This window comes from Streptomyces sp. Inha503 (assembly GCF_047215865.1).
GTDB classification, from domain to species: domain Bacteria; phylum Actinomycetota; class Actinomycetes; order Streptomycetales; family Streptomycetaceae; genus Streptomyces; species Streptomyces lycopersici.
The window spans coordinates 11878025-11904710 of record NZ_CP178360.1; the positions used below are offsets into that span (position 1 = coordinate 11878025).

Genomic DNA, 26686 nt, shown 5'->3' on the forward strand with positions numbered 1-26686 from the left:
GCAATATAGAGTGCTGCAATATTCCTTGCAGGATGCTCCGTCTCATACCTGGGAGCAAAGGCGTGTCCACAGCACAGAACAACGAGATCCTCGACCATGCCGACGCCCAGTGGCTGGGTGACGCACTGCCCCGGGTGCGGCTGTCCAAGGCGCAGTCACGCGTGGTCGATGTGATCGTCCGCAACCCGCAGCTGGCCTCGTACGCGGACCTCGCCGATATCGCTCAGCGGGCCGACGTCAACAGCTCCACAGTGGTCCGAGCCGCCCAGGCACTGGGGTACCGGGGCTGGCCGGACCTTCAGCGTGAGCTGCGCGCCCGCTACCTGGTGCTGATCTCCACCGAGGACAAGCTCACCCAGTCCGGCGAACACCGCAGTCCGCTGCACGACGCCCTCACACACGACATCGCCAATCTGCGCCAGACCCTGGACAGCAACACCGCCGCGGAGGCGGAGGCCGCCATCGCGACCCTGGCCGCGGCCAAGTCGGTCCTCGTCGTCGGAGCCGGCTCCTTCGCCGGCCCGGCGAGTGTCATGGCCCATCTCGGCTCCACGATGGGCTATCCGATTTCTCTGGAAATTCGCGGCGGAGTGCACTTGGCCAGCGCCGTCAACAGCCTCGGTCCCGGGGACGCCCTCGTGGTCGTCAACATGTGGCGGTCCATGAAGCAGATCATCGTGGCCGCCGAGGCCGCCCGTGAGGCCGGCGCCGCGGTGGTGGCGATCACGGACATGCGCCGAGGCCGTCTGGCCACCACCGTGGCCGAGCATCTGCTCATCGTGCCGTCGGAAGGCATCTCCTTCTTCCAGTCCGTCACCGCGGCCACCTCGGTGGTCTACGGTCTGCTGGCCGGAATGCAGGCGGCCCAGCCGGAGCGCAGCAGGGCGGCCATCCGCCGCACCCAACAGCTGTGGAAGGACCTGGACATCTACCTGGAGTAGAGGTGCCGGACACCAGACCGCACCCGAATCCCAGCCGAAACCCCGCGAGCCCCGGGCCTCCAACAGAGGGAATCCCGGGCCAGACCCTGCCCGACACGAGCCTCGCCCGACACGAGCCTCGCCCGGCACTGTCCCGCAGGCACGACGACCGTGCCTGCGAAGGGGCGAAGGGCGCCCTGCCACGCGACCGCGACGCCGCCCCCTCCTCGACGCCCCACCCCTCCGGCGCCGAGATCATCGCCCCCGGCCACCGCCCGCCGCGCCACGAGACATCTTCTCGGGCCGCCAGCAGGCCCTCGTCCCCTCCTCCTCCCTCGTACCCACGCCCCTTCGACAGGAGCTCTCATGAACCACCACGTCGCCGTCGTCGGCCTGGGCTCGATGGGCGGCGCCATGGCCGTCACCCTGCACCGGGCGGGCTGGCAGGTCTCCGGCTTCGATCCCTCTCCCGCCGCGCGCTCCGCCGCCGAAGCGGCGGGCATCCGCACCGTGGACGACGTCGGACACCTGGCCGGAACGCCCTACGCCGTCCTCTCGCTGCCTTCGGCGCACGTGGTCGAGACGACCGTTCCGGTGCTGCTGTCCCGCCCCGGCACTCTCGCCGTCGTCGACACCACGACATCGGAGCCGGCCACGAGCGCCTCGCTCTCCTCCCTCGCCGCGGACCAGGGCGCGGCCTTCGTGGACGCGCCCGTCTCGGGCGGCCGCGACGGAGCCGCGGAAGGCCGGCTGACCGCATTCGTCGGTGCCACGGAGCAGGCCTTCGACGCGGCTAGGCCCGTACTCGAGGCCCTGACCGGCGGCCAGTACCAGCATCTCGGCGGCCCCGGCTCCGGCAATGTGGTCAAGCTGCTCAACAACGCCCTGGCCGCGGCCAACCTGGTCTCGGTCGGGGAGGCCCTCGCCATCGCGAAGGCCTACGGTGTGGATCCCGCGGTGGCCGCAGCCGGCATCAGCGGCGCATCCGGCGGCAGCCAGGTCTCCGCCGCCATGTACCCGAAGTGGGTGCTGACCGGTGCCCACGACTCCGGCTTCTCCATGGGCCTCATGGCCCGTGACGCCGCCCTGGCCATCGAGATCGCCGCCCATCGGGGCGAACGGCCGAAGCTGCTGGCCGCGGCGAACCAGCGCTGGCAAGCCGCCCTGGCCGCACTCGGCTCCGGCGCCGACTTCACCGAGATCGCCCGCACCGTCGCCCCCTGTCTCACCCGCGAAGGAGACCCCGCAGCATGACCACCGCAACCACCACCCCGTCCTCCGCCACCGCCGCCCGCGCGGCCGTGGACACCGCCTTCCCCCAGGGGTTGGGCACCTTCCTCGATGGCCGTGTCGTCCCCGGCCGCGGTGAGATCATCCCGCTCACCGCCGCCGCCACCGGCGAGGAGTACGCCACGTTCCGCGACCCCGGCCGGGAGGGGGCCGAGGCCATCCTGACCAGTGCCGGCCGCGGGGCGGCGGTGTGGGGCGCGACGGGCGCCTTCGAACGGGCGGCGATTCTGCGCGAGGTCTCCCGCACAGTTGCCGAGCACGCCGAGGAACTGGCCGTGCTGGAGTCCGTCACCACGGGAAAGCCCCTGCGGGACACCCGGGTCGAGGCGGCCAAGGTCGCCGAGATGTTCGGCTACTACGCCGGCTGGGCGGACAAGCTGACGGGCCAGACCATCCCCGTCCCCGGCGACTGGCACACGTACACCGAGCGCGTGCCCTGGGGGGTGGTGGTGGCCATCACCCCGTGGAACGCCCCCCTGTTCACCGCGGGCTGGAACTCGGCCGCCCCTCTGGCGGCGGGCAACGCGGTCGTCGTCAAGCCCAGCGAGTTCACCCCGGTGTCCACGCTCCGGCTGGCCCAGCTGGCGCACCAGGCCGGACTGCCGGAGGGCGTGTTCAACGTCGCCACCGGGCTCGGCTCCACCGTGGGCGCCGCACTGACCAGCGATCCACGTGTCGGGAAGGTCTCCTTCATCGGCTCGGTGGCCACCGGCCGCCGGGTGGCGGTCGCGACGGCGGGGGCCGGTATCCCCACCGTGCTGGAGCTCGGCGGCAAGAGTGCCAACATCGTCTTCGCCGACGCCGACCTGGACAGGGCGGCGGACGGCGCCATCGCCGCCGTCTTCTCCGGCGCGGGACAGTCCTGTGTGGCCGGTTCGCGCCTGCTGGTCGAGCGCGGTGTCCACGCCGCGTTCGTGGAGCGCGTGGCGGAGCGGGCGGCGCGGCTGCGCCTCGGCGACCCGCTCGACCCCACCACCGAGGTCGGCCCGATCATCACGGCACCGCAGTTCACCACCGTGACCTCGCTGATCGAGGCGGGCATAGCGGACGGCGGCCGCCGGATCACCGACGCGCGGCTGCCCTCCGAGCTGACCGGCTCCGCGCTGGCCGGCGGCCACTGGGTCATGCCGACCCTGCTGGACGGGGTCACCCCCGCCAACCGGCTGGAGACCACCGAGGTCTTCGGACCGGTGGTCGGCGCCGATGTCTTCGACACCGAGGCGGAGGCGATCGAACGGGCCAACGGCACGAACTTCGGCCTGGCCGGAGCGGTCTGGACCGGCGATGTCTCCCGCGCCCACCATGTGGCGCGCTCCGTGAAGGCCGGCACCTTCTGGATCAACGCCTACAAGACCATCCACGTGGCGGTCCCCTTCGGCGGCTTCGGCGACTCCGGCCACGGCCGGTCCTCCGGCCCCGGTGTGCTGGACGAGTACACGCAGACCAAGGCCGTCTGGGTGCCCACCCGGGCCGCCGGCGCGCCGTTCCCCTCGCTGAGCTACTAGGCGGGCACGGATGACACTGACGGACCTCGCCGCCGGTTCCGGCCGGCCGAAGACGGACCTCGCGGTCGGCGTCGAGCGCCGGAGGGAACGGGTGCTCGCGCTCTCGCGCTCCCTCCACGCCCATCCCGAGGTGGCCTTCGGGGAGACGGCCTCCTCAGCCGCGATCACGGAGCTGCTCGAGCGGGGAGGGTTCGACGTCGAACGCGGCACGGGCGGTCTGCCCACCGCCTCCACCGCCACGGCGGGAAGCGGTGAGCCGACGGTCGCGCTGTGCGTCGAGTACGACGCGCTGCCGGAGGTGGGCCACGCCTGCGGACACAACCTCATCCCCGAGCGCGCCGTCGTCGACTTCGAGTGCCGCGCCTTCACCCTGCCCGAGTACGAAGCGCCGCCGGCCCGGGTCCGCCGCTGTTTCAAGGGCGCGGCCCTGGCCACGGGAGCCGACGCCCCGATCCACGCGCACGGCTTCACTGCTCTGGCCGACACCCCCGAGGCGTACCGGGTGATGTGCGAGGCAGCCCTCGCGCCGGCCTGGACCGTCGCCGACACGGCCACCGACCCCCCACAGAGGAAACGTTTCGCCACGACGTCCTACCGCCGGAACCCCACGCAGGAGACAGCAGCGACATGACCACCCACACCGCCCCGGCCAAGGCCGGACCGAAGTCACCCCTGCAAACGCTGCCGATCGCCGCCCTGGCACTGGTCATCGCGCTGGTCGTCCAGTTGATCGGGCAACTCGACATCGATCTGGGCGTCGGATCCGTCATCATCTTCCCGATGGTGTGGGGTCTGCTCCTGGGCCTGCTGGTGTCCGTCCAGAAGGTCAGGCCCCTGGGCCTGGACCTCCAGAAGGCGGCCGCGGCTCTCGTCGGCGTGGCCGTGATGCTCCTCGTGGCCCGGCTGGCCTTCAACATCGGTCCCAGCCTGCCCACCCTGGTCAAGGCGGGACCCGCCCTGCTCCTCCAGGAGGTCGGGCACCTCCTGGGGACGATCGCCCTGGCCCTGCCGCTGGCCGTGCTGCTGCGCATGGGCAAGGCCACGGTGGGCGCCACCTTCTCGCTGGACCGCGAGCCCTCCTTCGCGATGGTCTCGGAGAAGTACGGGCCGGACTCGGACCAGTACCGCGGCGTGCTGGCGATGTACGTGTTCGGCACGCTCTTCGGCGCCGTGTTCATCACGCTCCTGACATCCGTCGTGGCGAACTGGCGCATCTTCGATCCACTGGCGATGGCCATGGGAGCGGGCGTCGGATCCGGGTCCATGATGGCGGCCTCCTCGGCGAGCATCGTGGCCGCGCACCCCGCCGACCAGGAGGCCATCCTCGGCACGGCCGCGGTGTCCAACCTCATCACCACCGTCCTGGGCGTCTACATCGGGATCTACATCGCGCTCCCGCTGGCCGACCGGGTCTACCGCTTCCTCACCCGCGGCCAGGACGACGGCGCGGCCGTGGTCGCCACGGCGGAGCCGGGCGCGGGCACCGGGGCGTCCGCCGCTACGGCTCCCGCCCGCCCCCAGGAGGCGGACGACGCCGCGGTGAACCGCGCGTTCCGGGAGCAGGTGGCGGCGGCCTCGGCCGAGGTGAAGCTACCGCTCTGGCTGTCCCTCGGAGTGCTGACCGTGCTGGGCATCGGCGCCGCCTCGGTGGCGGCCAGGGCCCTCAGCTGGCAAATCATCGGCGGCTACGCGATCCTCCTGGCCCTCGTATCGCTCGGTCTCGTCCTGGCCAGGGCAACCCGGAAGATCTCACCCATCGTGTGGATCACTACCGTGGGCGCGTACGTCTCGAGTCCGTGGTTCTCCGGCGCGGAAGCGATCAACTCGCTGGTGAACTCGGTGGACTTCCTCTCCATCGCCACGATCATGCTGACGCTGGCAGGTCTGTCGCTCGGCAAGGACGTCCCCCTGCTGCGGCGTATCGGCTGGAAGATCGTCCCGGTCGGCCTGGTCGCGATCACCGCGTCGTTCCTCCTGTCCACGCTGATCGCCGAGTTCACCCTCGGCCTCTGGGGCTGAGGATCCGCCGGAACCAGCTCGCCACCCGCATCCGGGGAGATCGGTGTCCAAGACGTTCACGGCGGTGGCCGGCCGCCACCGGCGGACCCGCCCGCGGCGCCCCCGCGGCGCAGGCCCTCGACGTTCATCGGCGGCCGTCACTCCTTTGGCGAGTGGTTCCACGCCCCGGCTACGCTGGACTTCAGCGAGCCCGCCAGGCGGTGTCACCGAACGCCGCGTCCGGCGGGAGGACGGCCGTCACCCATGGCACGCACCAGTCACATCACCGAGGATCGTGAGCTCGTCACCGACGTCCCTCGCCCCGCCTACGACTTCATCGTCTGCGGCGGAGGGACCTCGGGGTCCGTCGTCGCCCGGCGGCTGGCGGACGTGCCCGAGGCGAGTGTTCTGCTGCTGGAGGCCGGTGGCAGCGACCGGGTGGAGTCGGTCACCGACGCCACCCGGTGGATGTCCAACATCGGCAGCGAACGCGACTGGGGGTTTTCAGCCCAGCCGTCCCGCTCGCTGCGCGGCCGTGCCCCCGCGCTGCCGATGGGCAAGGTGCTGGGCGGTGGCTCCAGCGTCAACGCCTCCGTCTGGGCACGGGGCCACCGCGTCGACTTCGACTCCTGGGCCGAGGAGACCGGCGATCCGGGCTGGTCGTACGCCTCCGTCCGCGATGTCTACCGCCGGGTGGAGGGCTGGACCGGCCCCGCCGACCCCCGCCGCGGCACCGGTGGCCCGCTGCGGATCGCTCTCCCCGAGGACCCGGTCCCGGTCGCGGCGGCCTTGGCCCGGGCGACGTCCGCGACCGGGATTCCGGCTGTCGACGATCTCAACGCGGACCCCATGGAGTCCGGCTGTGGCTGCGGCTTTCCCAATCTCCTGGTCGGCCCGGGACACGCCCGGGTCTCGGTCGCCGCCGGCTATCTCCATCCGGTCATGGGCCGCCCCAATCTCGACATCGTGCTGCACGCCGAGGTGACCCGGCTGAGGCTGTCGGGGAACCGGGTGACCGGGGTGGAGTTCGTCAGCCGGGGCCGCGCACACACCGTCGCGGCGGACGAGGAGGTGATCGTCTCCCTCGGTGCCATCAACACCCCGAAGCTGCTGATGCTCTCCGGCCTGGGCGACCAGGCGGAACTCGCGGCGCTCGGCATCCCCGGCGTCGTACATCTGCCAGGTGTGGGGAAGAACCTCCAGGACCACATCCTGCTCTCCGGCTGTATCTGGGAGTACCGGATCCCCGAGGCACCCCGGAACAACGCCGCCGAGTTCGCCATCTTCGCCAGGAGCGACCCGTCGCTGCCCGGCCCCGATCTGATGCCGGTGCTGGACGAGCTCCCGCTCGCCAGCGAGGCGACGATCCTCCGGTACGACGTTCCCGTGGGGGCCGATTCCGCCTGGACGCTGGCGCCCGGCCTCGCCCGCCCGGTCAGCCGCGGCTCCGTACGGCTGGCCGGTCCGGACCCCTTGGCACCCCCGCTGATCGACGCCGGTTACCTCCGGGCCGAGGAGGACATGAGAGCGCTCGAACACTGCGTGGAGCTCTGCCGGGAGATCGGCAACTCGGCGGAGGTCGAGCCGTTCGTCAAACGCGAGGTCATGCCCGGTCCGCTGGGCCGTGCCGAGCTCAGGGACTTCATCCGGGACGCGGCCGGTTCGTACTTCCACGAGACCTGCACCGCGAAGATGGGGCGCGATGAGATGTCCGTGGTCGATGCCTCCCTGCGCGTCCACGGGGTCGAAGGCCTGCGCGTCGCGGACGGCTCGGTCATGCCCACCATCACCAGTGGAAACACCATGGCACCCTGCGTCATCATCGGAGAACGGGCCGCGGAGCTGATCAAGGCCGGGCAGGGCATCGGCTGACATTCGCGCCCCGGCGGCGTCCGGCTCGCATACCGATGACCATGACCATGTCCATCGGCCGGGGACTCTCCTCGGGGAGAGGGTTATATTCGGGCTATATGGGACGCTCGCGGTCTGCGATCCGTACGACATCGGGTCACCGAGGAGATAACAGGTGACGTTATGGGTGTGGACGACCGGCGCCCAAACGATGCGGGCACCCGGATCACTCGATCGGCGCGGACACGGCTTCGGCTGATGGATTCCGCGGGTGGCCAGCTGAGTGGCACCGGGCCGGTGAGACTCGCCCTTGGGCAGGCGGTCGCCGAACTCGGCGCCCTGGGCGGCATGATCCATGTGCGTGATCCACGCCACGGAGGCATGCGCGTGGTCGCCGGAGTGGGGCTCCCGGATTACCTGATCGCGGGATGGGAGAACCTCACGGACGAGGACAGCGCGGCCCCCGTGTCCTGTGTCCGCTACCGCACCCAGGTCTGGACGCCACCACCGCCCGATGTGCTGCGCCGGACGCATTCCCCGTTGTCCGGCCGCTCTCCCTCCGGGGACTTCTCTCCCGGCGCCGGCACGCTGCCGCCCGGGAGCGGGGTGGCGTCGGTGCCCGTGATCACGGCCGATGGGCGGCCGGTGGGCGCGCTGTCCGTCCTGGTGGAGGCGCCGGGCGAGCTCGACGACGCGCAAGGTGAATTCCTGCGGATGGTGGCCGATTGGGTCGCCGAGTATCTGCGGCCCGCCCGGCCCGCCGCCACGGACGGCGAGCACGAGAGGCAACCGCTCGGCGGCGACGCCGTCGGCAGTGCCGTATGGCGGATGAACGACGGCCTCCTCGCCCTCGACGGTCAGGCGCGGCTGACCTTCGCCAACCCCGCGGCCCTGAAGCTGCTGGGGGCTTCGGCCCGGGAGGTGCTGGGAACCGTGCTGTGGGACCACCCGGTGGTCCGGGACACCGGGATGGCCGCCTGCCACGGTCGGGCCGTGGCCACTCGCGCACCGGTCGGCTGCGACACCCGGTGGCCCGGCAGGGCGGGCTGGTACCACGCGCGCCTCGACCCCGTCCCCGACGGACTGGTCATCCACATCGCGGACATCACCGAACGCCGGAGGGAGGAGGCCGAGCAGTCCGCGGCCCAGCGCACCGCGGCCGAGCGGGTCATGCGTATGGGCGAGCTGACCTCGGCGCTCGCCGAGGCGCTGACGGTCCAGGATGTGGTGAAGGCGGTCGCCGACCGGATGCTTCCGCCGTTCGGCGCCACCGGCCTGATCTGCCAGCTGATCGAGAACGGGCAGTGGCGCATGGTCGGTTCGGCCGGGTATCCGGAGGAGTTCCTCGAGACCGTTCGGAGCATCTCGGTCATGGAGATGTCCGCCATCGTGGAGGTCCTCACCTCCCGCACCCCGACCTTCCTGTCCACACCGCAGGAATACGCCGAACACCACCCGGACGCGGCCGGCTATCTCTACCGAAGCGGGATGAAGGCATGGGCCTTCCTCCCCCTGATCGCCTCGGATCAGCAGATCGGATACTGCGTGGTGGGGTTCGGCCGGCCGCGCCACTTCTCCGAGGAGGACCGCTCCCTGCTCATCGCGCTGAGCGGACTGGTCGCCCAGGCGCTGGAGCGGGCCCGGCTGTACGACGCCGAGCACACCCGCGCCCAGGAGCTCCAGCGCGGGCTGCTGCCCCGTACCCTGCCCGCCGTCCCGGCCGTCACGGCCGACGCGCGCTATCTGCCCGCCGCAGAGGGCGTGCAGGTCGGCGGCGACTGGTACGACCTCATCCCGCTGTCCGGGGAGCGGGTCGCCCTCGTCATCGGCGATGTCATGGGCCACGGGCTGTCCGAGGCCGCGACGATGGGGCGGCTGCGCACGGCCGTGCACACCCTCGCCGATCTCGAGCTTCCGCCCGATGAACTCCTCGCCCACCTCAACGATCTGGTCGGCGACCTCGGCGATGACTTCTACGCCACCTGTCTGTACACGGTCTATGACCCCGCCACCAACCTCTGCTGTTTCGCGAGCGCCGGGCACCCACCGCTCGCCATCGTCCGGCCCGACGGGACGACCTACTTCCCCCCTGCCGACGCCGATCCACCGCTTGGCGCCGCCAGCCCGCCCTTCGAGACGCATGAGATCGAGGTGCCCGATGGCAGCCATCTGGTGCTGTACACCGATGGCTTGGTCGAGTCGTCCGCCGTTGACATCGACGAGGGCATGGTCCGCCTCGCCCACGCCCTCACCAGGGCCGCCGTGCCTCCGGCGGACCTGTCCGCGGACGTGTGCGCTCACACCACGCTCCATGGCCCCGGCCGGCTGTGCGACGCCGTCATCAGCGCGCTGGTGCCGGAGCAGGCCGAGACCCACGACGACGCCGCGCTGCTGATCGCCCGGACGCGGTCGATGGCTCCGGACCGGGTGGTGTCCTGGACGCTCCCGGACGGCCCCATCGCCGCGACCGAGGCCCGCCATCGGGCCACCGAACAGCTGTCCGCGTGGGATCTCGACGAGCTGTCGATGACCACCGAGCTCCTGGTCAGCGAGCTGGTCGGCAATGTCGTCCGGCATGCGAAGGGCCCTCCGCGGCTGCGTCTGCTGTACGGCTGGACACTGATCTGCGAAGTGTCGGACGGCAGCCTCACCACCCCGCGGATCCGCCGCGCCGCCGAGACCGACGAGGGCGGGCGGGGGCTGCAACTGGTCGCGGCGCTGTCCGATCGATGGGGTATGCGTTTCACGGCGGCGGGCAAGTGCATGTGGACGGAGCAGGCAGTGTCCCCACAACGCCCTCATTGACAATCGGAACGTCGCTCCGTATAAGTGAACCGGAGGGATGCTCCGATTACTTTTCCGAGGGGTAGGACCATTGAGCGACAGCCCGCGCGCGGTGTTCGAGAAGCTGCTGGCCGGTATGGTCAACCGCGACTTCGACAATCTCCGGCGGCTCTACGCGCCGGACATCGTGCTGGAGCATCCGTTCGCGGTGCCGGAGCCGACCGTGACCCGCGGTCAGGAGGGCCTGCGGCAGCTTGTTGACGGACTGCGGGAGTGGTTCCAGATGACCGCGAAGAACGTGGTCGTCCACGAGACGGCCGACCCCGAGGTCATCGTGGCCGAATGGGACTACGAGACGCTCGTGCCCGGCACCGACGAGCGGTTCACCACGGCCAACGTGATCGTGATGCGCGTCCGCGACGGCCGGATCGTCGAGTCCCGCGACTACCACAACCACGCGGCCCTCACCCAGATCATCACCGGCTGAGCGCCCCGCGCCCGGCCAAGGGCCGAGAAACGCCTACCGGCCACAGTCGCCGCGGGCGGTGAGCGGGAGCGATAGGAATGAGTGGTTTAACAGACACCGAATCGGGGCCCAGCGCACCTCGCGGGAAGGTCGCTGCCGAACTGGCCAGTACCGGTGATTGCCGGGCCAGTATCCGCGGCTACAGAGTGCACGACGCATTGTTCGCGAACATTCGTTATGACTCGACTATGGCTGGCAGTACTTGGGTGGATGCCCAATACTTCTCCGATCTGGTAGTCATGGACGTGGTACGGCGCGGTACATGGCAGTTCGCCCGGGCGCGGGGCCGCGACAAAGTCGCCGTGTCGGCCGGGCAATTCATGGTGCGGTACAACAACCCGTCATGGCGGTTCGCGGTGCGGTCTCACACGACCCAGAAGTTGATTCTGCCGCTCACCCCCTGGGACCTCTCGTCCGCAATCGGCCAGTGCTCGGATCGGTGGACTCCGCCGAGATGCGGCTACTCCTGGCACACGTACGCACGGTGGACGCCGTGCTGAACGAATTGTCCCCGGCCGGGCTGCTGAGCGCCCGCGACACCCTGGTTGAACTGGTGATGGGGGTACTCCGGCAGAAGGTCGACGGGACTGAGCCGCAGTTGGCCTCGCCGCTGGTGCAGGCAGCCAAGGACATGGTGAACCGCCACCTGGACCATTTCGAACTCAGCCCCTCGATGCTCGCTCGCGAGCTCAACGTTTCGGTGCGCACGCTGCATCGGGCGTTCGCTGTGACGAATGAGTCGGACCGCCGGCCTGTGTCGTCAAAGTGTCACCCCCACATCAGCGGTGATGTGAGGGTGACGGCTGCCCAGTAGGTCTCGGCGTTCTCCCCGTAGTGGGTGGCAATGCCGCGCCGCTGTTTCAACCGGTTCAAAGTCCCTTCTGTGTCCAGTGCCTGATCATGTCAACGTCGACCGCGCGGGGGCACTCGGCCTTGGCGTAGCCCTTGAGCCATGCGCTGGTGCTGATGCTCCCGTCGTCGCAGTAGGCCTTGACCCGGACGTACCAACCCGGGCATTTGGCGTGCGCGCGGCCTGCGCCGGCGGGTCCCGCATGGTCCTTCCACACGCTGCACCGCGCCTTTGCGGCGGGCTGTTGCAGAGCCCCGGCCAGTGCACCGGAACTGTGGGCGCCGGCCGGTTGGGCGGGCCGTGCGGCGGCCGGCGCGGCGGTCGTCCCGCCGAGGGCCAAGGCGATGCCCAGCGCTGGGAGTGCGAACTTGCGAGTCACGTTCATCGAGTCGATCCTCCCGATTTCTGCGGATCGTCTGAGAGTGCGGTACAGCGCAGCGGTGCTTCGGCGACTCCGTCGCCCACGCCGCTGGTGACTTGGTCAAGGCCACAAACTAGCCCGGCACGGTGGAGGCGTCGTTAGCGGTGGGCGTCAGTTGCTTAGCGTGGTGTGCCAGGCCCGTCGGGCAGGGCCAGGTGGCGGTATTCACTCGGAGGCAGGCCGTAGGCGGTGCGGAAGGCGCGGGTGAAGTCGGCAGGCCTGCCAAAGCCCCAGCGAGCTGCGATGGCGTGGATGGGCCGGGTGGCCAGCCTGGGATCGGCCAGGTCGCTGCGGGCGCGTTCGAGCCGGTGGTGGCGGATGAAGGCGGTGACGGTGGTGCCCTGGCTCTGGAAGAGGCGGTGCAGGGAACGGGGTGAGATGTGGTGGGCCGCGGCGATCAGGTCCGGGCCGAGGCGGGGGTCGCCCAGGTGCCGGTGGATGAACGCATGGACGCGTATGCCCAGGGTCTGCTGGTGGGTCTCGGGCGGGAGCACGCGGTCGCCACCGAGGTGGTGGGCGATCAGCGAGGCGGCCAAGTCGCGCGCCACGCCACCCAGCCGTGTGGCGTCCGCGGGCGCGTAGTGGGTGGTGTCGGTGGCCAGGCGGGCGATGAACTGGGCGAACAGGGCCCCGAGCCCTTCCCGGGTGGGTAGGCCCACCGCCACCAGCCGGTCGACGGCGTCTGCCGGGAGCGGGAGCAGCGCCCGGGGGATGAGGGCTTGCACCGACGTGACCTCGCCCCTGTCCCGGTCCTGGTCGGCGATGAGCTGCCCCAGATAGGGCCGTGAGGTGGTGGAGAGCGTCAGGCCCCCCGCATCTGCGGCCGCCTGCCGGCCGGCCTGGTCGATGGTGACGGACCCCCGCTGGGCGAGGGCGAGGTGGTACAGCTCGGGGTCGGACTGCCGGATCAGCTTCGGCGTGCGGTCGGAGTGCAGCGGCGGACAGGTGAACATGGACACCTGTACCGGTCCCAGTTCCAGCATGCGCAGGGTCACGTCGAAGTCCGACGCATAATCGGTACGCACCTCGGTGGGCCCATTGCTGGCGAAGGCCAGCTGACGCCACGCCTCGAACCGCTCCGCCGGGGGCAGATCCGCACTCCTGAACACCGTCTCGAACACCGTGAGCTCCTTCCTGTCCTCTCCTCCGTGTGCCCGGCTCCCCGGCGGTACGTGCGGTGCGTCCAGCGCATCGTGCACCTGCTGGTGTGACAGGTACCGCTCAGGGGCTTCCCCCCCTCTCTCGGCCACACGGGTGGTCCAGCGTCGCAGGGGCATTTCGTCACGACAACGGCCGCCGCGCGGGGCTGTGCCGGTTGCGTCTTGGAGAGCGCGGCTGCCGCCTGGGCGGCTACGGCAGCGCCTGCCATAGTGAGCCCATGACCGACGCGTATGAGCGGATGATGCGGGCCAACCAGTCGAACTGGGACGCCCGGACCCCCGTCCACCTCGCCAGCCGGTTCTACGGGATCGACGGGGAGCCCGACCCGTCCCGCTGGTTCGCCCCGTGGGAGTGGGACGACCTCGGCGAGCTGGCCGACCGCGACGTGCTGCACCTGCAATGCCACCTCGGCACGGAGACGATCGCTTTCGCGCAGCGCGGTGCGCGGACCGTCGGCCTCGACTTCTCCGCGGCATCCGTGACGGCGGCGACCAGCATCGCGGCGCGTGCCGGCGTCGACGTGAGCTACGTACAAGCCAATGTGTACGACGCCGTGGAGGCCCTCGGCGGGCGGCGGTTCGACGTCGTCTACACCGGCAAGGGCGCCCTGTGCTACCTCCCCGACCTGGACCGCTGGGCCAGTGTCGTCGCCGAACTGCTGCGTCCCGGCGGCCGCTTGTACGTCGTGGAGTTCCACCCGCTCCTCAACTCGCTGGGCCCCAAGCCCGCCCCCGAAGAAGGTCCCGAACTCCTGCTGAGGCACGACTACGTGGGTGGCGGCGGCCCCGTACACCGCGACGCGACACACACCTACACCGACGGCCCGGCCGTCGAGGGCGCCACTGACAGCTACGAGTGGATGCACGGGCTGGGCGAGGTCGTCAATGCCCTGATCGGAGCCGGTCTGGACATCCGACTGCTGCGCGAGAGCCCTGAACTGCCCTGGCCACGCTGGCCCCATATGGTTCGTGGCTCATCCGGCTGGTGGCGGCTGCCGGAGCCGCGGATCCCGCTGCTGTACGGACTCCTTGCATCCCGCCGCGCTGGGACCACGCAAGCCCGCCCCACAAGAGTTCAGCAGCCCGCTGACCGGTAAAGGCGTTCCGCTGTTGCCCGAATGCCGAAACAGTGGCGGGCACGAAGACTCGGTAACCGCCAGGTCCGCAGGACGAAGAGGAACAAGAGGAGACCTGCATGTCATCTGCCTCCTCCACCCGTCTGTCCGTTGTCATCGATACGGACCCCGGGGTGGATGACACCTGGGCGATCTTGTTCCTGGCCGCCCAGCCGGACGTCGAGATCGTCGCCGTTGGAGCCGCGCACGGCAACGTGCCCACTGCCGTGGCGGCCGCCAACGCCTTACGTGTGCTCGATGTCGTCGGCCTGGACCAGGTACCGGTTGCCGTGGGGCATCCGGTTCCTCTTCAACAGCCTTTGCAGACAGCGGAGTTCGTCCACGGCGCCGATGGCCTGGGTGGCAAGGCGGGGCCTCCGACACCGCGACGGGTCAGCGCGGAATCAGCGGCGGAGCAGCTGGTGCGCCTTGCCAGGCAACGGCCGGGAGAACTGACGTTGCTCGCCCTGGCACCGCTGACCAACATCGTCCTCGCCCTTCGGATGGAGCCGAACCTCCCTCGGCTGCTGCGCCGTGTGGTGTTCATGGGAGGCGCGTTCCACGTCCCGGGCAATGTCACCGCCTGGGCCGAGGCGAACTCCGCGCATGATCCGGAGGCAGCGGAGGAGGTGCTGCGCGCGGGGTTCGACCTGATCGTGGTTCCGCTGGACATGACCGAACACGCCTGGGCTGACGCGTCCTGGCTGAAACGGATCGCGGATGCGGCCGCCCCGGCTGCCCGCTTCGCGTCATCGGTGCTCGAGACCTACGTCGCCCTCTACAGCGACGCTCACGGCACCGTCGGCTGCGTCCTGCACGACCCGTTGGCTGCGGCCATCATGGTTGATGAGTCCTTGGCGACATACCAGGAGCGCCAGGTCATGGTCGAACTCGCGGGACATGCGCGTGGCGCCACACTGATCGACGAACGGAAGTTCAGCACCGACCACGGGGGCATCCCAGATCAACGGCCTCCGGTGCGGATAGCCGCCACCGTGGATGCCGCCACTGCCATGGACCGCGTCCACCGGGCTCTGGTCAACCCTGAGGCCCGTCAGTAACCGAAACCACACCTACCCGTACGCCTGGGCAAACCTCCAGGACCGGTCATCGAGTGCCGGGTCGCCGAACCGCGATCACCGGTTGGCGGCCAGCACTGCCGCCAGCCCCTCTTGGAGATCCTTGACAAAATACTCGGGAACCTCCAGCGACGGGAAATGTCCCCCGATTTCGGCCGACCTCCATCGGACGATTTGTCGGTACCGCTCCTGTGCCCAGGGGCGCGGACACTTCTCGACGTCGCGGGGATACATAGTGATCGCTGACGGGACGTCGACCCGGAGTTCGGGGTCCAGCGAATTGTGGCTTTCGTAGTAGATGCGGGCCGACGATGCGCCGGTCCGCGTCAGCCAATACAGGGTGACGTCGTCAAGAATGCTGTCTCTGGAAATCGTCTCGAACGGGCTGTCTTCGGTATCCGTCCACTCGGCGAACTTGTCAAGGATCCAGGCAAGAAGCCCGACCGGTGAGTCGACGAGCGAGTAGCCGATGGTCTGCGGTCGGGTCGCCTGCTGCTTCGCGTACGCCGCGTGGTGGCGCCAGAAATCGCGGGTTTCCTCGGTCCATTTGCGCTCGACCGCCGTCAGCCCGTCCGTCGTCAACCCGGGCGGCCCCTCCGCGAACGTCGTGTGGATGCCGAGAACGTGCGCCGGGAACCTGCCGCCGAGAACCGTGGTGATATTACCTCCCCAGTCGCCGCCGTGGGCTGCGAACTTGCCGTAGCCGAGCCTTCCCATCAGCTCCACCCATGCGGCAGCGATCTTTTCGGTTCCCCACCCGGTGGTGGTCGGCTTGTCGCTGTAACCAAAGCCTGGCAGCGACGGGACCACGACGTGGAACGCCGGCGCGTCCGCGTCTTTCGGATCCGCCAGCTCGTCCACTACATCGATGAACCGAGTAATGCTGTCTGGCCACCCGTGCGTCAAGATCAGAGGAGTGGCATCTGCGCGCGCGGATCGCCGGTGCAGGAAGTGGATTCCCAGATCATCGATGGTCGTGCGGAACTGGCCGATTCGGTTGAGGCGCTCTTCGAACGACCGCCAGTTGTACCCGGTGCGCCAGTAGTTCACGACATCGACGAGGTCGGCGAGAGGAACGCCCTGGTCCCATCGGCGAGGGTCGGGCGCGGCGCGATAGACCGTCTCGGCCTCCGGAAGCCGCGCCGCGGCCAGTCGTGCGCGCAGATCGTCGAGGTCGGCGTCAGCCGCGTGGGCTTCAAATGCTTGCACGTCGCTGGTCGGACGGGGCATGAGACCTCCTGGCCATCGTGGCGTCGGCTACGATCCATCGCGAACCGGCTAAGACGGTTCTAGCAGCTCTCCGGGCCAGACAGCAACCTGCTAAGGTGGTTCCATGCCTGCTGGGTTCCCTGACTTCCGCCTCGGTAGCGTGCTGGCGACCAGCTTCACGGGGACTCTGTCGGAGCGTCACGGCAACGCTGTCGAGCGCATTCCCACGCCGCACCGACTCATCGACTGGCTGGCGGTGAACGGTCTCGCCGTGGACTCCTGTACCACTGCCCAGCTCGACCTCGCTCGGGAACTGAGGGAGTCGATTCACGCCGCCGCGACAGCGGCCGCGATCCAGGACGCTCTCCCCGCGTCCGCTGTCCAGGTCATCAATGACCGCAGCGCTCAGGGACGAGCCGCGGCGATCCTGACCCCCGAGGGTAAGCGGGAATGGCGACTCAGCTCGGCTTCCTGCGTGGAAGATGCCCTCGGCGTGATCGCCGCCGACGCGATCAGCATCATCGCAGGTGAACGAGACGGAAAATTGGCCTTGTGCGCATCGCCAACCTGCCGAGCCGCCTTCTTCGACACCAGCCAAAGCCGCACTCGCAAATGGTGCGACATGAACACGTGCGGGAATCGCCAGAAGAAGGCGCGCTTCAATGCCAACCACCGCAAAAACCCCAGATCAGCGGAGTCGCAAAACCGCTGAGCCCGCCGTCGAAGGTGCGGCCGAAGGACGGCGGGACATAAGACGTGCCTGATGAGACGCTGTTCGCGGCCATCATCTACGTATTGGTCAGCGGCGGCGGCAGGCACGGGACCTCAATGCGATCAGCTGGCAACATCCGCTGCATCCTCGAACTGCTGCCACTATCAGTGGCGGCTGCACACGATCGAGGGGGGCAGATAGCCAGAGCCGCGCACACTACAGATGACGCCAGCAATGCGCACCCGATCGCATATTCCGCAGCATATCTCCGCGGCAGGCGCAAACTCGTTAGATGGCCTTCGACGAGTCCGCGGAAGCAGCTGATGGAGCCCGAGGCTGATTTCGGCTGCCCCACCGGTATGAGATTGCCCGGCCAGGGGGCTGGTTCATGTTCTGGCTGCCTCGAAGTGGGCTGCGGCGAGTACCAGGTCTTCCCAGGCCATCCCTACGCTTTTGAAGAAGCGCGGCCGGTCCGGGGGGATCTCGTGCCGGCCCGACACGACATCGGCCAGGCCCACCAGATCACCGGGGTCGATGGCGCCCGCCTGGACCGCCTGGACCACGTCGCCGGCTTCGCGTAGCGCGGCCGAGACCGCTTCGACGATCACTGTGGACCGGGCGACCGCCGTTTCGTCCACCTCCCGGGCGTCGGGCTCGTGCGAGCCGACGGCCACGATGGTCGCCGATGCCGACAGCAGGGCGCCGTCGAACAACGGGGTGCGTGCCGTCGTGCAGCACGCGACGATATCCGCGTGCACGATGTCGTCCACGGTGCCGGCCCGCGCCCCGACCTCGGCCGCGAAAGCGCGGGCGCGGTCGGCGTTCCGGCCGACGACCACGACGTCCCGGATCGGGCGGATGCAGCTGAGGGCCTCCAGGTGGGACCGGGCCTGTGGTCCCGTTCCGAACAGGACAAGTCGGCTCGCGTCCGGCGCGGCCAGCGCGTCGGCGGCCACCGCCGACACGGCGGCGGTGCGTACGGACGTGAGGGCGATCCCGTCCAGCAGGGCCAGCGGTGTGAGGGTCTCGCCGTCCAGGAGCAGGTAGTTGCCCTGAATGCGGGGAAGGCCACGGGCCGCGTTGCCCGGCGCCGCGGTCACCATCTTCACCCCGGCGTAGTTTCCCCAGTGCGCGGGCATGAGCAGGAGCTGGCCGTGTGGCACCGGGACGACAGAGCGCGGCGGCCCCGCCTCCGGGTCCAGCCCGTCGAGCAAGCTCTCGCGCAGGACATCGATGGCGGCCGCCATGGGCGGGGCGCCTTCCAGAACAGGAATCACAGGTAGCAGCCCTCCGGGAACGGATCCTCCGGATCGAGGAAGAACCGCGTGGTTCCGGTCAACCACGCACGACCAGTGATCGTAGTGATGACGGCCGGGCGCGGAGCAACGGTCGTTGTGTCGGCCAGGCGCCCCTCGATCCGGGTGCCGAGAATGGACTCGTGCACGAACGGCTCGTCGGGCGGCAGCTTGCTGGTGGCGTGCGGTAGCGCCATACGCGATGAGGTGTCGGCGCCACAGGGCGACCGGTCCACACAGCCCGGCTCCCCGGCGACCGTGTGCCACGCAGGCCGGTTATCGGTGGCTGGGGTCACGAGTTGGATGGGCCCTGTCCTCTTAAGGAGTGGGCTCGCAGCGAGGCTGTAGGCGTCGCTCAGCGAACCTCACCGAGGTAGAGCAAAGCTGCAATCTCCACCAAAAACGAGTACAGGCTGACTCCTCATCATCGCATCATGCCGCGCATACAGCAGGGCGGTCTCTCCGCCGACGACTACAGGCCACGAAGCGTTATCGAGCACGGAAGCTGGCCAGAAACCGAGAAGGGACAGCACTTGTTCACCGGTCTGGAGACGCCTGGTGCCGTGAGGAATTCGGACTGATCCGGTGATATCGCCGCCCGGTGTCACAGGCCGAAGGCACCGCCCTCGATGAGGATCAGCAGGCCGATGGCGATCAGGACCAGGGGCAGCAGGATGTGGCCCCAGCGGGCCAGCGCCTTGGCGATGACGGGCCGGGTGGCGAAGAACCTGCCCGCGAAACACCACACGGCCACCAGCACCAGGAACACCGCGGCGTACACACTCATCCCACCGACACCGGCGGTGGCGAAGACGGGCACGTAGACGCCGATGTTGTCGCCGCCGTTGGCGAAGGTGACCGCGGCAACCTCCAGCGGGCTCGGCCCGCCCTCCCTGGCCTGTTCCTCGTCCTCGTCCCCGGCCCCGGCGCGGTGGTCCTTCCATGCCTGCCAGGCAGCCTTGAGACCCAGGGCGAGCGGCAGCAGGCCGAGGTACGGGATGGCGGACTCGGGCAGGAACGTGGCGCCGAACGCGGCGGCCACCGCCACGGCGAGGATCGCGGCGAAGCCCAGGTACTGGCCCAGCACGATGCGGCGAGTGCATCCGGGATGGCCGGCGCCCTGTGCGAAGAACAGCGCCAGGATCAGGATGTCGTCGATGTTGGTGACGGTGAACAGGCCGGCTGCCTGCCCGATGATGCCCAGGCCCACGAGTAGCTGCTCTCCTTCGACGCGGGTGTCCCGGTGACGCTACCGGGAGCCCGTACTGCGGCGAACGCGGGGCCAGGATTCAGTACTGTCCATTCTCGGGTTCTGGCTCAACTTCCCTGAAGCGCAGACGGTGAACGACGACTAACACCCGGGCGAGCCTCCAAGAAGTTGCCCGAAGACCCGGCGGCACGGCCGGTGGACTGAGCGGTTGCGGTTGGTCGACGCGTTGCCCGAGCCGGATGTCCCGGCCCGGCCCGGCGGGCGGTCGGTGTTGATGCGTACGCCACGCGCAAGGGCCGCTGCTACGGCAGCGTCCTGGTCGATGTCGGGACGCACCCCGGCGCCCCGCGCTGACCGACAAGGAGCCCAAAGACTCCTCTGATTGCCCTGGCTTACGGCCTGACGAGTTCTACGACCACGCGCTTGCCGCTGCGGATGGCTGCGCCCCCCCGGTGCTGCCCGAGCCTCCGCGACGCGGCGAGGACCCGTCGAACTGCGAGGCGCACCGTGACGGAGACGATGGGATCTGGCTCAACGACAGTTGGCGGCTCACCCGGATCACGGGAGTTGGTGTGCCGCTGGTGCTCATGCTGTATCCGCGCGAGCACTATGACATGGCTGACCTGCCCGATGAGCTGGCAGCCGAGCTGGGGGTCCTGTCCACTCACATCGTCCGCCACGTGCAAGCCCTGCCACACATTTCGCGAGCCCACGTCTACCGCATCGGAGATGGAGGCGCACACCTGCACATCTGGTTCTTCGCCCGGCCCGAGGGACAGACCCAGCTGCGCGGGTCATGGATGCCCGTCTGGGACGATCTGCTGCCGGAATACCCAGCAGATGTCGCAGAGGCAGATGCGGCGATCGTGGCAGACGCATTGGTCGCCTCCATCGGAGGCCGTCGCTCGGCTGCCGGCGAATCGCCGCACGACTGATCACTGGTACTGCCTGCTCGTGCTGGCCAAGCACCGGCCACCTCTGCGGTGTTCGGCCGAGCTGGCTTCCATCTCGCCCCCGGTGATTCGTGCGGTGAGGCACAACCAGCAGAGGCGGCTCAATCCGGCCACAGCTCATTAGGCGTGATCCACGACGGTCACTCACCCCTCATCATGTGCAGGCCAACAACACCCGTCAGGCTTCCATACTCCAAGGGCAGAAGCCCGGGCCGGGCCGCGGCCGGGCGGCTGGGTGGTAAGAATAGGTACGTGTCGAAAGAGTCCCAGGTCAGCGCTCCGCGCACACGCAACCGTTGGGGGGAGGGCGAGCGGCTGCGCGGGGAGATCCTCGCAGCGGCCAGCCGTTTGCTGTCCGAGCTCGATGGGGAGGACGGACTGACCATCCGCGGCGTCGCCCGCACCGCCGGTATCGCGCCGGCCAGCATCTACCAGCACTTCACCGATCGTGCCGCGCTCGTGGCGGGCCTCACCGACCACGAGTTCGCCCGGCTGCACACCGCGATGGAGGCTGCCGAGGATCGCGTGGACTCCGGCGACGTGGTGGGTCGCGTGCGGGCGATGCTCCACGCCTCCTGCCGGTTCGCGATGGACAACCCCGGGCACTACCGGCTGATGACGGCCAACGGGGCTCCCCGGACCGCGCCCGGCGTCCGTCAGGCCGGGCCACTGGCCGACGTGATCGACCTGCTCGTCGCCGGCTTCGCGCGCTGCGCCGCGGCGGGGGTCGCACTCCGGGTGCCCGCGGAGCGAGCTGCCGTGATCGCGTTCGTCGGTGCGCACGGTCGTGTCGCCCTCTTCCAGAACTCCGCCAAGCACACCGATGCGGACTCCGTGATGTCGTTCGTCGACGAGTTCGTGTCGCTCGTTTTTGCCTGAAACACGGCGTTTTCTTCCACTTCATCCCAGCTGCTCCTCGCTGCGGTGGCCGATCTTGATCAGGAGGGTGGACGAGTGCCCTCAAGATTCCTAACATCTGTTCAGTAAGTCTCTGAACAATCGTTTGGTAACTTTCTGTTGGAGGACTGCGATGTCAAAAGTCGCGTCCGACGTGCCCCGGTACCCGATGGCGCGGGCCGTTGCCCGTTCGACCCGCCGCCCGAACTCCATCGCAGGCTGTGGGAGGAGCCGGTGTCCAAGGTGCGGATCTGGGACGGCGGCGAGCCGCGGCTGTTCACGCGGTACGAGGATGCCCGCGCGCCGCTGGCCGATCCGCGCGTCAGCTCCGACTCGACCCGGGACGGGTATCCGGTGCAGTCCGCGATCCGCCGCGGTTCCTCGAACCGGACCGGCTCGATGTGACCCGCAAGGCGCGCCACCACATCGCGTTCGGCTACGGCGTGCACCAGCGTCTCGACCAGGCGCTCGCGCGGGTCGAGTTGTAGGCGGGCTACCGCACGCTCTACCGGCGAATCCCGACACTGCGGCTCGCGGTTCCGCTGAACGAGATCAAGTTCAAGCACGACATGGTCGTCTGCGGGGTGCACGGACTCCCCGTGACGTGGTGAACCCGGAAAGGATCGATATGTTTCATCTTGATCATCTCTGCCTGGGCGTCCGTGAGTTGGGCGACGGCGTCCGCCGGGTACGGGAGGAGACAGGACTCGCCCACTACGACGGTGGCGTCTTCGCCGATGCCATCGCGAACACGATCTTCCCGCTCGGCGAGGACGTCTACCTGGAGGTCGAGGCGGTGACGGCCCCCGCAGCCGTGCGGGATGCGGGGACCGCCTGGTTCGACCGGGCCATCGCGGACGGCGACCGGTGGATGTTCTGGAGCCTGCGCGCCGACACGCTTGAGGAGATGGCCACGGTCGCGCAGCGGCTCGGCGGCGAAGTGGCGCGGCTTCCGGGACGCGTCCAGCCCGACGGCACCCAGCGCATCATCACCACCGCGCCCGGCCCCGGCCGCGCGCTCGACACCTGCTGGCGCCGGGGGCTGCCGAACTGGTTCTACCGGGAGGACCCGGCCACCAACCCGGATCGCGGGGCGACCGAGCGCGGTGATCGCGGGGTGGCCGTGACCCGGCTGGAGATCGGCGCTGACGCCGGGGAACTGCGGGAGCACATCGGTGCCGAGACCTTCGAGCGGCTGCCGCTGGTGGTCGTGCCCGGCCGGCCGGGCGTGCGTGCGGTCACGGTGCGTACCGCGTCGGGGCGCGAGGTGACGCTGCGCAGGGACCCGGCCGACTTGTAGAGCCGCGGGGTCTGCCTCACCGAGGGCTTGTGGCGCTCCAGCAATCCCAACGGCGCGGTCGGCCGCCGAGTGCGGCGTGCGGCCGCTCGTGTCGTGTTTCGTACCGGTCGGGGTGGCGAGCGGGTCGTAGACCGGTGGCACGCGCCGGTGGGCGTGCCACTGGGTCAGGCAGCGGTGGGAGCCCCCGGCTTCCGCAGCCACATGCGCGATCGGACGTCCGGCGTCGATCCGCAGACACAAGCGCAGGCGTCCTTCGGGGGCAGCGGTGTGTTCCGGTGTGCCCTGCTGGTGGTGCTCCCGGACTGGGCGGCCGCGTTCATCGGGAGCCCCGGGGTCTCAGGGCTCCCGCTTGAACGGTTGTGCTTGGCGTCAGCGTGCGAACTTTTCGATGGCCGCTGGGGTGACGGGGGTGAAGAAGTTGACAAGGTTGCCGTCGGGGTCACGGAACAGCAGTGACCGGTTACCCCAGGGCATCGTGGTGGGCTCGGTGACGAAGTCGGTGACGAAGCCGGTCAGGTTCTGGTGAACACGGTCCACGTCGTCGACGAGGAACTCGGTGATCACGCTGTGGTTGTCCGCCGGTCGGGCAGAGCCCGGGGCGAACACCGGGACAGTGCGGGTGCCGGCGATCGCGAGGGTGGCGCCCGCGGTCCTGAGTTCGGCGAAGTCCTCGGTGGCCCACGTCGCCTGCGTCCCTGTGGCTCGCTCGTAGAACTCGACGAGGCGCGCCACGTCGCTGGTGATGATGCGGATCGAGACGAAGTCCATGGGGATCTCCTTGGCTGTGCGGGAATCACTGCACGTCGCAGACTAGGAGAAATAGTGGACAGAATCGGTCCTGTATTCGCGTTAGCCTGTGCACATGCCTCGACCCACCGGCCGCGTGCTGACACTCCTGGAGTTGCTACAGTCGGGCGGCACCCGGACGGTGGCCGAACTCGCCGACCGGCTCGGCGTCGAAGGGCGCACCGTACGGCGGTATGTGGACCAGCTGATCGACCTGGACGTGCCGGTGGAGTCGGTGCGCGGGCGCTACGGCGGGTACCGGCTCGCCCCCGGGTACCGCCTGCCTCCGCTCATGCTCAGCGACGACGAGGCGCTGGCCGTGATGCTCGGCCTGGTCGCCGGTCGCCGAGCGGGGCTGACGACGGCGGAACGCACGGCGAGTGAGACGGCATCGGCGAAGATCCGGCGGGTGCTGCCCAAGCACATCGCCCGCAGGCTCGACACACTCCTGGAGGCCGTCGCCTTCACGGATCAGCCCGGTGATTTCGACACCCCGAACGCTGAGGTCCTGCTCACCATCGCCGATGCGGTGCGCCACCGCCGACCGGTCTCGATCCGCTACACCGACCGCGACGGTCGGCGCAGCGAACGCACGCTGCACGCGTATGGGGTCGTCGCCCACGCGGGCCGGTGGTACGTCATGGGCCAGGACGCCCGGATCGGCGAGGACCGAACCTTCCGGCTCGATCGCATCGCAGACACACGAACTCTGCCCGGCTCATTCGAAGCGCCCGAGGGTCCCGATCCGGCACATCGCCTGTTGTCAGCGTTCGCCACGGCCGAGTACCGGCACGAGGTGACCTTGCGGGTCCACGGGACGGTTGGGCAGATCCGCGCCCACCTTCCCGCCAGCGTCGCGAGCCTGGAGGAGTACGCGCCCGTGGCGGGCGAGCACCAGGCGACCGAGCGCTGGCTGCGCGTCGAGCTGCGGGCGGAGCGGCTCGATTGGCTGCCTCCGGTACTCGCCGCACTCGACCGGCCGTTCGTCATCGAGCGCCCCGATGAACTGCGCGACCTCGTCACCGCGCTCGCCGATCGCCTCGCGTCCTACGCCCGCCAAGCCTGACCGGCGAGGAACCAATGTCATGAGATGGGCTTGGCCCTGCTGGTCGGCGGGGACATGCCGGGCGACGAGTTCGCGCTTGATGGCCTGGGTCGCCGGTGATCGACTTCCAGGACGGATACGGCTTGGGCCTCGGGAAGGCGGAACGCGCGGCTGTCGTATCCCCCTCTCAGCAGGACCGCCTGCCGCGCACGTCGTCCAGGGCTCCAATGCACAAGTCGTCGATGAGTCTGGTCCGCACCACCGCCGACGCGCGGGCGGGCAGGCCAGCGCGCATAGCCCGGACCGGCCCACCGAACCGCTTCACCCCGGCCGAAAAGCAACACCCCCCATCTCGCTCACCGTCCCGGAGATCCGCCACCTTCTCGCCGCCGTATTCACCGCACCGGCCACGTCCGCAACCGGACTCCTGTACTGGTCCAACTGGCGCAGACACCATCAGGCCAGAGCCCGGCGTTGCCGACTCACCGAGGCACTCAACACGTGAATCGCGAAGCCGCACCGGGCTACTGGCCCAGTACGGCCGTGGCGAGGGTGTGTTTGAGCCAGGTCTCATAGTCGTCGTAGGACCAGCCAGCGTCCGCGACAAGGCTGTCGTGGACACCGCCGCTCAGCAGCGCGACCGCGATGTCGGCGGCACGCGGGTCAATGGTGTGGCCCGAGGTGCGGATGCGGTCGATGATCATTTCGACGCCGAGCCGGTGGCGGCGCCCGGCTTCGTTCTGTGTGGCCGCGATGTCGGGGTCGACTGCGGCGCCTGAACCGAGGATGGTGACGATGTCGCCGCAGCGTTCCCTGACTTGGCGGCTGGCCTTGGCCAGCATGCCGAGCAGTTCACCCGGGTCCGTCATTCCCTCCGAGGCTGTCATCAGATCGGGGATGCCGGCTTCGTCGTCCAGCAGGTCGACGAGTCCGGTGAGCACACCGGCCTTTGAGCCGAAGTGGGCGTAGATGGTCTGTGGCGCGACGCCCGCCTCTTGGGCGATGAGGCGGATCGGCGTACGGGCGTAGCCGCGCTCGGCGAACAGGCCGCGTGCCGCGTCGAGGATCGCGCGGAGCGTCAGCGCCTCACGCCTGTCGCGCAGCCGGACGATACCGGGCAGGTCGGGTGGCATGTATGCTCCAGCTAGAACGTTGTTCTAAATAGTAGATCGAGGATCTAAGTTAGCAGGAGTGAAGACGTCATGACCATTTCCATGTCTGTCGACGAACTGCTCGCCGGGATGACGCGCGCCTGGAACGCGGGTGACGGGGCCGCCTGGGCCGCGCACTTCGCGGAGGACGCGGACTTCGTCGACGTGGTGGGGCGCGTCCAGCGCGGCCGGGACGTGATCGCCACGGAGCATCAGAAAATCTTCGACACCGTCTACCAGGGCAGCCGGCTGGCGATCCGGTGCCTCGACAGCCGCCAGCTCGCGGACGGCATCCTGCTCGTACACACCGTCTCGGTCCTGCGGGTTCCCGGAGGACCGCGAGCGGGAGAGTGGCATGCGATCCAGACGAAGATCGTGCGGGACGGAAGGATCCTGGCGTTCCACAACACCGGGCGGACGGACCTGGCGGACTTCGTGGGAGACGACGAGGATTTGGCTCGTCAGTCTCCGCAGGAGTGGCGGCGACAGGACTCCTAGGCCCGTACTTCGCGGGTCACCGACCCCCGACGACGGAGATCGCGAAGTCAGACTGGAGTCAACACCGTTGACTTTGGCCTGGCAGTGACGTGTCAAGGGGGTTGAACGGCGCAACGGAACTCCGGTAGATC

Annotated in this window: 27 protein-coding genes and 1 pseudogene; 19 read left to right on the plus strand and 9 right to left on the minus strand. The window is 69.3% G+C overall.

Going from position 1 to position 26686, the window contains the following annotated elements; genetic code table 11:
- Positions 1-62 precede the first annotated feature (62 nt).
- From ACJX2R_RS49075 to ACJX2R_RS49115, 9 genes are all read left to right on the plus strand, one after another.
- On the plus strand, positions 63-941 hold the full coding sequence (locus ACJX2R_RS49075; RefSeq protein WP_413105464.1) for a MurR/RpiR family transcriptional regulator: 879 nt from the start codon (positions 63-65) through the stop codon (positions 939-941).
- A gap of 345 nt (positions 942-1286) precedes the next feature.
- Positions 1287-2174 carry an NAD(P)-dependent oxidoreductase gene (locus ACJX2R_RS49080; RefSeq protein ID WP_413105465.1) on the plus strand — a complete coding sequence of 296 codons (888 nt, stop codon included), beginning with the start codon at positions 1287-1289 and terminating at the stop codon, positions 2172-2174.
- Positions 2171-3715 (plus strand): aldehyde dehydrogenase family protein, encoded by a 1545-nt coding sequence (locus ACJX2R_RS49085; protein WP_413105466.1) that lies wholly within the window; start codon positions 2171-2173, stop codon positions 3713-3715. The genes ACJX2R_RS49080 and ACJX2R_RS49085 overlap by 4 nt, the downstream gene beginning before the upstream one ends.
- 10 nt (positions 3716-3725) lie before the next feature.
- Positions 3726-4346 carry a hypothetical protein gene (locus ACJX2R_RS49090; protein ID WP_413105467.1) on the plus strand — a complete coding sequence of 207 codons (621 nt, stop codon included), beginning with the start codon at positions 3726-3728 and terminating at the stop codon, positions 4344-4346.
- Positions 4343-5734 carry a DUF3100 domain-containing protein gene (locus ACJX2R_RS49095; RefSeq protein WP_413105468.1) on the plus strand — a complete coding sequence of 464 codons (1392 nt, stop codon included), beginning with the start codon at positions 4343-4345 and terminating at the stop codon, positions 5732-5734. Before ACJX2R_RS49090 ends, ACJX2R_RS49095 begins: the two co-directional genes overlap by 4 nt.
- A 243-nt stretch (positions 5735-5977) precedes the next feature.
- Entirely contained in the window at positions 5978-7585 is a 1608-nt protein-coding gene (locus tag ACJX2R_RS49100) for a GMC family oxidoreductase (protein ID WP_413105469.1), read from the plus strand.
- Between the two features lie 276 nt (positions 7586-7861).
- Positions 7862-10369: a SpoIIE family protein phosphatase gene (locus tag ACJX2R_RS49105; RefSeq protein WP_413105470.1), complete on the plus strand. Its 2508-nt coding sequence runs from the start codon at positions 7862-7864 to the stop codon at positions 10367-10369.
- A 70-nt stretch (positions 10370-10439) separates the two neighbouring features.
- A complete protein-coding gene (locus tag ACJX2R_RS49110) occupies positions 10440-10835 on the plus strand; it encodes a nuclear transport factor 2 family protein (protein ID WP_413105471.1) in 396 nt (131 codons plus the stop codon).
- Positions 10836-11367: 532 nt separating this feature from the next.
- Positions 11368-11688, plus strand: a complete 321-nt coding sequence (locus tag ACJX2R_RS49115) for a hypothetical protein (protein WP_413105472.1) — start codon at positions 11368-11370, stop codon at positions 11686-11688.
- 55 nt (positions 11689-11743) lie between these two features.
- Here ACJX2R_RS49115 and ACJX2R_RS49120 read toward each other — a convergent pair whose 3' ends face one another.
- A complete protein-coding gene (locus ACJX2R_RS49120; protein WP_413105473.1) occupies positions 11744-12109 on the minus strand; it encodes a hypothetical protein in 366 nt (121 codons plus the stop codon).
- 155 nt (positions 12110-12264) lie between these two features.
- Positions 12265-13266, minus strand: coding sequence for a helix-turn-helix domain-containing protein (locus tag ACJX2R_RS49125; protein WP_413105474.1), 1002 nt, complete (start codon positions 13264-13266; stop codon positions 12265-12267).
- A gap of 257 nt (positions 13267-13523) precedes the next feature.
- Here ACJX2R_RS49125 and ACJX2R_RS49130 point away from each other — a divergent pair, with 257 nt between their 5' ends.
- Both ACJX2R_RS49130 and ACJX2R_RS49135 read left to right on the plus strand, forming a co-directional pair.
- Positions 13524-14402, plus strand: a complete 879-nt coding sequence (locus ACJX2R_RS49130) for a class I SAM-dependent methyltransferase (protein WP_413105475.1) — start codon at positions 13524-13526, stop codon at positions 14400-14402.
- A 98-nt stretch (positions 14403-14500) separates the two neighbouring features.
- Positions 14501-15481 carry a nucleoside hydrolase gene (locus ACJX2R_RS49135; protein WP_413105476.1) on the plus strand — a complete coding sequence of 327 codons (981 nt, stop codon included), beginning with the start codon at positions 14501-14503 and terminating at the stop codon, positions 15479-15481.
- Between the two features lie 75 nt (positions 15482-15556).
- On the opposite strand, the gene ACJX2R_RS49140 is transcribed toward ACJX2R_RS49135, so the two are convergent.
- Complete coding sequence (locus ACJX2R_RS49140; RefSeq protein WP_413105477.1) at positions 15557-16729, minus strand: epoxide hydrolase family protein; 1173 nt, start codon at positions 16727-16729, stop codon at positions 15557-15559.
- Between the two features lie 103 nt (positions 16730-16832).
- On the opposite strand from ACJX2R_RS49140, the gene ACJX2R_RS49145 reads away from it, so the two are divergent.
- Complete coding sequence (locus tag ACJX2R_RS49145) at positions 16833-17420, plus strand: CGNR zinc finger domain-containing protein (RefSeq protein WP_413105478.1); 588 nt, start codon at positions 16833-16835, stop codon at positions 17418-17420.
- Between the two features lie 386 nt (positions 17421-17806).
- Here ACJX2R_RS49145 and ACJX2R_RS49150 read toward each other — a convergent pair whose 3' ends face one another.
- The 3 genes from ACJX2R_RS49150 to ACJX2R_RS49160 form a co-directional block, all read right to left on the minus strand.
- Entirely contained in the window at positions 17807-18667 is an 861-nt protein-coding gene (locus ACJX2R_RS49150) for an ornithine cyclodeaminase family protein (RefSeq protein WP_413105479.1), read from the minus strand.
- A 26-nt stretch (positions 18668-18693) separates the two neighbouring features.
- A complete protein-coding gene (locus tag ACJX2R_RS49155) occupies positions 18694-19011 on the minus strand; it encodes a proline racemase family protein (protein ID WP_413105480.1) in 318 nt (105 codons plus the stop codon).
- Positions 19012-19319: 308 nt separating this feature from the next.
- The gene (locus tag ACJX2R_RS49160; RefSeq protein WP_413105481.1) at positions 19320-19925 is read right to left on the minus strand and encodes a cadmium resistance transporter; all 606 of its coding nucleotides are present in this window, start codon (positions 19923-19925) and stop codon (positions 19320-19322) included.
- A 572-nt stretch (positions 19926-20497) separates the two neighbouring features.
- On the opposite strand from ACJX2R_RS49160, the gene ACJX2R_RS49165 reads away from it, so the two are divergent.
- The 5 genes and pseudogenes from ACJX2R_RS49165 to ACJX2R_RS49185 all read left to right on the plus strand — a co-directional run bounded on the left by ACJX2R_RS49165 (position 20498) and on the right by ACJX2R_RS49185 (position 23075).
- Positions 20498-20860 (plus strand): hypothetical protein, encoded by a 363-nt coding sequence (locus ACJX2R_RS49165; RefSeq protein WP_413105482.1) that lies wholly within the window; start codon positions 20498-20500, stop codon positions 20858-20860.
- Between the two features lie 270 nt (positions 20861-21130).
- A complete protein-coding gene (locus ACJX2R_RS49170; RefSeq protein WP_413105483.1) occupies positions 21131-21757 on the plus strand; it encodes a TetR/AcrR family transcriptional regulator in 627 nt (208 codons plus the stop codon).
- A 252-nt stretch (positions 21758-22009) separates the two neighbouring features.
- Positions 22010-22180 (plus strand): hypothetical protein, encoded by a 171-nt coding sequence (locus ACJX2R_RS49175; RefSeq protein ID WP_413106199.1) that lies wholly within the window; start codon positions 22010-22012, stop codon positions 22178-22180.
- Positions 22132-22386, plus strand: a pseudogene (locus ACJX2R_RS49180) (cytochrome P450); the annotation flags it as partial. The gene ACJX2R_RS49175 and the pseudogene ACJX2R_RS49180, both read left to right, overlap by 49 nt.
- A 17-nt stretch (positions 22387-22403) precedes the next feature.
- The gene (locus tag ACJX2R_RS49185; protein WP_413105484.1) at positions 22404-23075 is read left to right on the plus strand and encodes a VOC family protein; all 672 of its coding nucleotides are present in this window, start codon (positions 22404-22406) and stop codon (positions 23073-23075) included.
- 369 nt (positions 23076-23444) lie between these two features.
- Here ACJX2R_RS49185 and ACJX2R_RS49190 read toward each other — a convergent pair whose 3' ends face one another.
- Positions 23445-23843, minus strand: a complete 399-nt coding sequence (locus ACJX2R_RS49190) for a VOC family protein (RefSeq protein ID WP_413105485.1) — start codon at positions 23841-23843, stop codon at positions 23445-23447.
- Between the two features lie 94 nt (positions 23844-23937).
- Here ACJX2R_RS49190 and ACJX2R_RS49195 point away from each other — a divergent pair, with 94 nt between their 5' ends.
- Positions 23938-24927 carry a helix-turn-helix transcriptional regulator gene (locus ACJX2R_RS49195; RefSeq protein WP_413105486.1) on the plus strand — a complete coding sequence of 330 codons (990 nt, stop codon included), beginning with the start codon at positions 23938-23940 and terminating at the stop codon, positions 24925-24927.
- 17 nt (positions 24928-24944) lie between these two features.
- Here the strand turns inward: ACJX2R_RS49195 and ACJX2R_RS49200 are convergent, their stop codons facing one another.
- Complete coding sequence (locus tag ACJX2R_RS49200; RefSeq protein WP_413105487.1) at positions 24945-25250, minus strand: class I SAM-dependent methyltransferase; 306 nt, start codon at positions 25248-25250, stop codon at positions 24945-24947.
- Positions 25251-25430: 180 nt separating this feature from the next.
- Positions 25431-26039: a TetR/AcrR family transcriptional regulator gene (locus ACJX2R_RS49205; protein ID WP_413105488.1), complete on the minus strand. Its 609-nt coding sequence runs from the start codon at positions 26037-26039 to the stop codon at positions 25431-25433.
- Between the two features lie 69 nt (positions 26040-26108).
- On the opposite strand from ACJX2R_RS49205, the gene ACJX2R_RS49210 reads away from it, so the two are divergent.
- Entirely contained in the window at positions 26109-26555 is a 447-nt protein-coding gene (locus ACJX2R_RS49210) for an SgcJ/EcaC family oxidoreductase (protein WP_413105489.1), read from the plus strand.
- The last annotated feature ends 131 nt before the right edge of the window (positions 26556-26686 follow it).

Bases quoted from the DNA above. Each gene is read 5' to 3' on its own strand.
- ACJX2R_RS49080 (WP_413105465.1), top strand. From the start codon at position 1,287: ATGAACCACCACGTCGCCGTCGTCGGCCTGGGCTCGATGGGCGGCGCC.
- ACJX2R_RS49085 (WP_413105466.1), top strand. From the start codon at position 2,171: ATGACCACCGCAACCACCACCCCGTCCTCCGCCACCGCCGCCCGCGCG.
- ACJX2R_RS49090 (WP_413105467.1), top strand. From the start codon at position 3,726: ATGACACTGACGGACCTCGCCGCCGGTTCCGGCCGGCCGAAGACGGAC.
- ACJX2R_RS49095 (WP_413105468.1), top strand. From the start codon at position 4,343: ATGACCACCCACACCGCCCCGGCCAAGGCCGGACCGAAGTCACCCCTG.
- ACJX2R_RS49100 (WP_413105469.1), top strand. From the start codon at position 5,978: ATGGCACGCACCAGTCACATCACCGAGGATCGTGAGCTCGTCACCGAC.
- ACJX2R_RS49120 (WP_413105473.1), bottom strand. From the start codon at position 12,109: ATGAACGTGACTCGCAAGTTCGCACTCCCAGCGCTGGGCATCGCCTTG.
- ACJX2R_RS49130 (WP_413105475.1), top strand. From the start codon at position 13,524: ATGACCGACGCGTATGAGCGGATGATGCGGGCCAACCAGTCGAACTGG.
- ACJX2R_RS49135 (WP_413105476.1), top strand. From the start codon at position 14,501: ATGTCATCTGCCTCCTCCACCCGTCTGTCCGTTGTCATCGATACGGAC.
- ACJX2R_RS49140 (WP_413105477.1), bottom strand. From the start codon at position 16,729: ATGCCCCGTCCGACCAGCGACGTGCAAGCATTTGAAGCCCACGCGGCT.
- ACJX2R_RS49145 (WP_413105478.1), top strand. From the start codon at position 16,833: ATGCCTGCTGGGTTCCCTGACTTCCGCCTCGGTAGCGTGCTGGCGACC.
- ACJX2R_RS49150 (WP_413105479.1), bottom strand. From the start codon at position 18,667: ATGGCGGCCGCCATCGATGTCCTGCGCGAGAGCTTGCTCGACGGGCTG.
- ACJX2R_RS49185 (WP_413105484.1), top strand. From the start codon at position 22,404: ATGTTTCATCTTGATCATCTCTGCCTGGGCGTCCGTGAGTTGGGCGAC.
- ACJX2R_RS49190 (WP_413105485.1), bottom strand. From the start codon at position 23,843: ATGGACTTCGTCTCGATCCGCATCATCACCAGCGACGTGGCGCGCCTC.
- ACJX2R_RS49195 (WP_413105486.1), top strand. From the start codon at position 23,938: ATGCCTCGACCCACCGGCCGCGTGCTGACACTCCTGGAGTTGCTACAG.
- ACJX2R_RS49205 (WP_413105488.1), bottom strand. From the start codon at position 26,039: ATGCCACCCGACCTGCCCGGTATCGTCCGGCTGCGCGACAGGCGTGAG.
- ACJX2R_RS49210 (WP_413105489.1), top strand. From the start codon at position 26,109: ATGACCATTTCCATGTCTGTCGACGAACTGCTCGCCGGGATGACGCGC.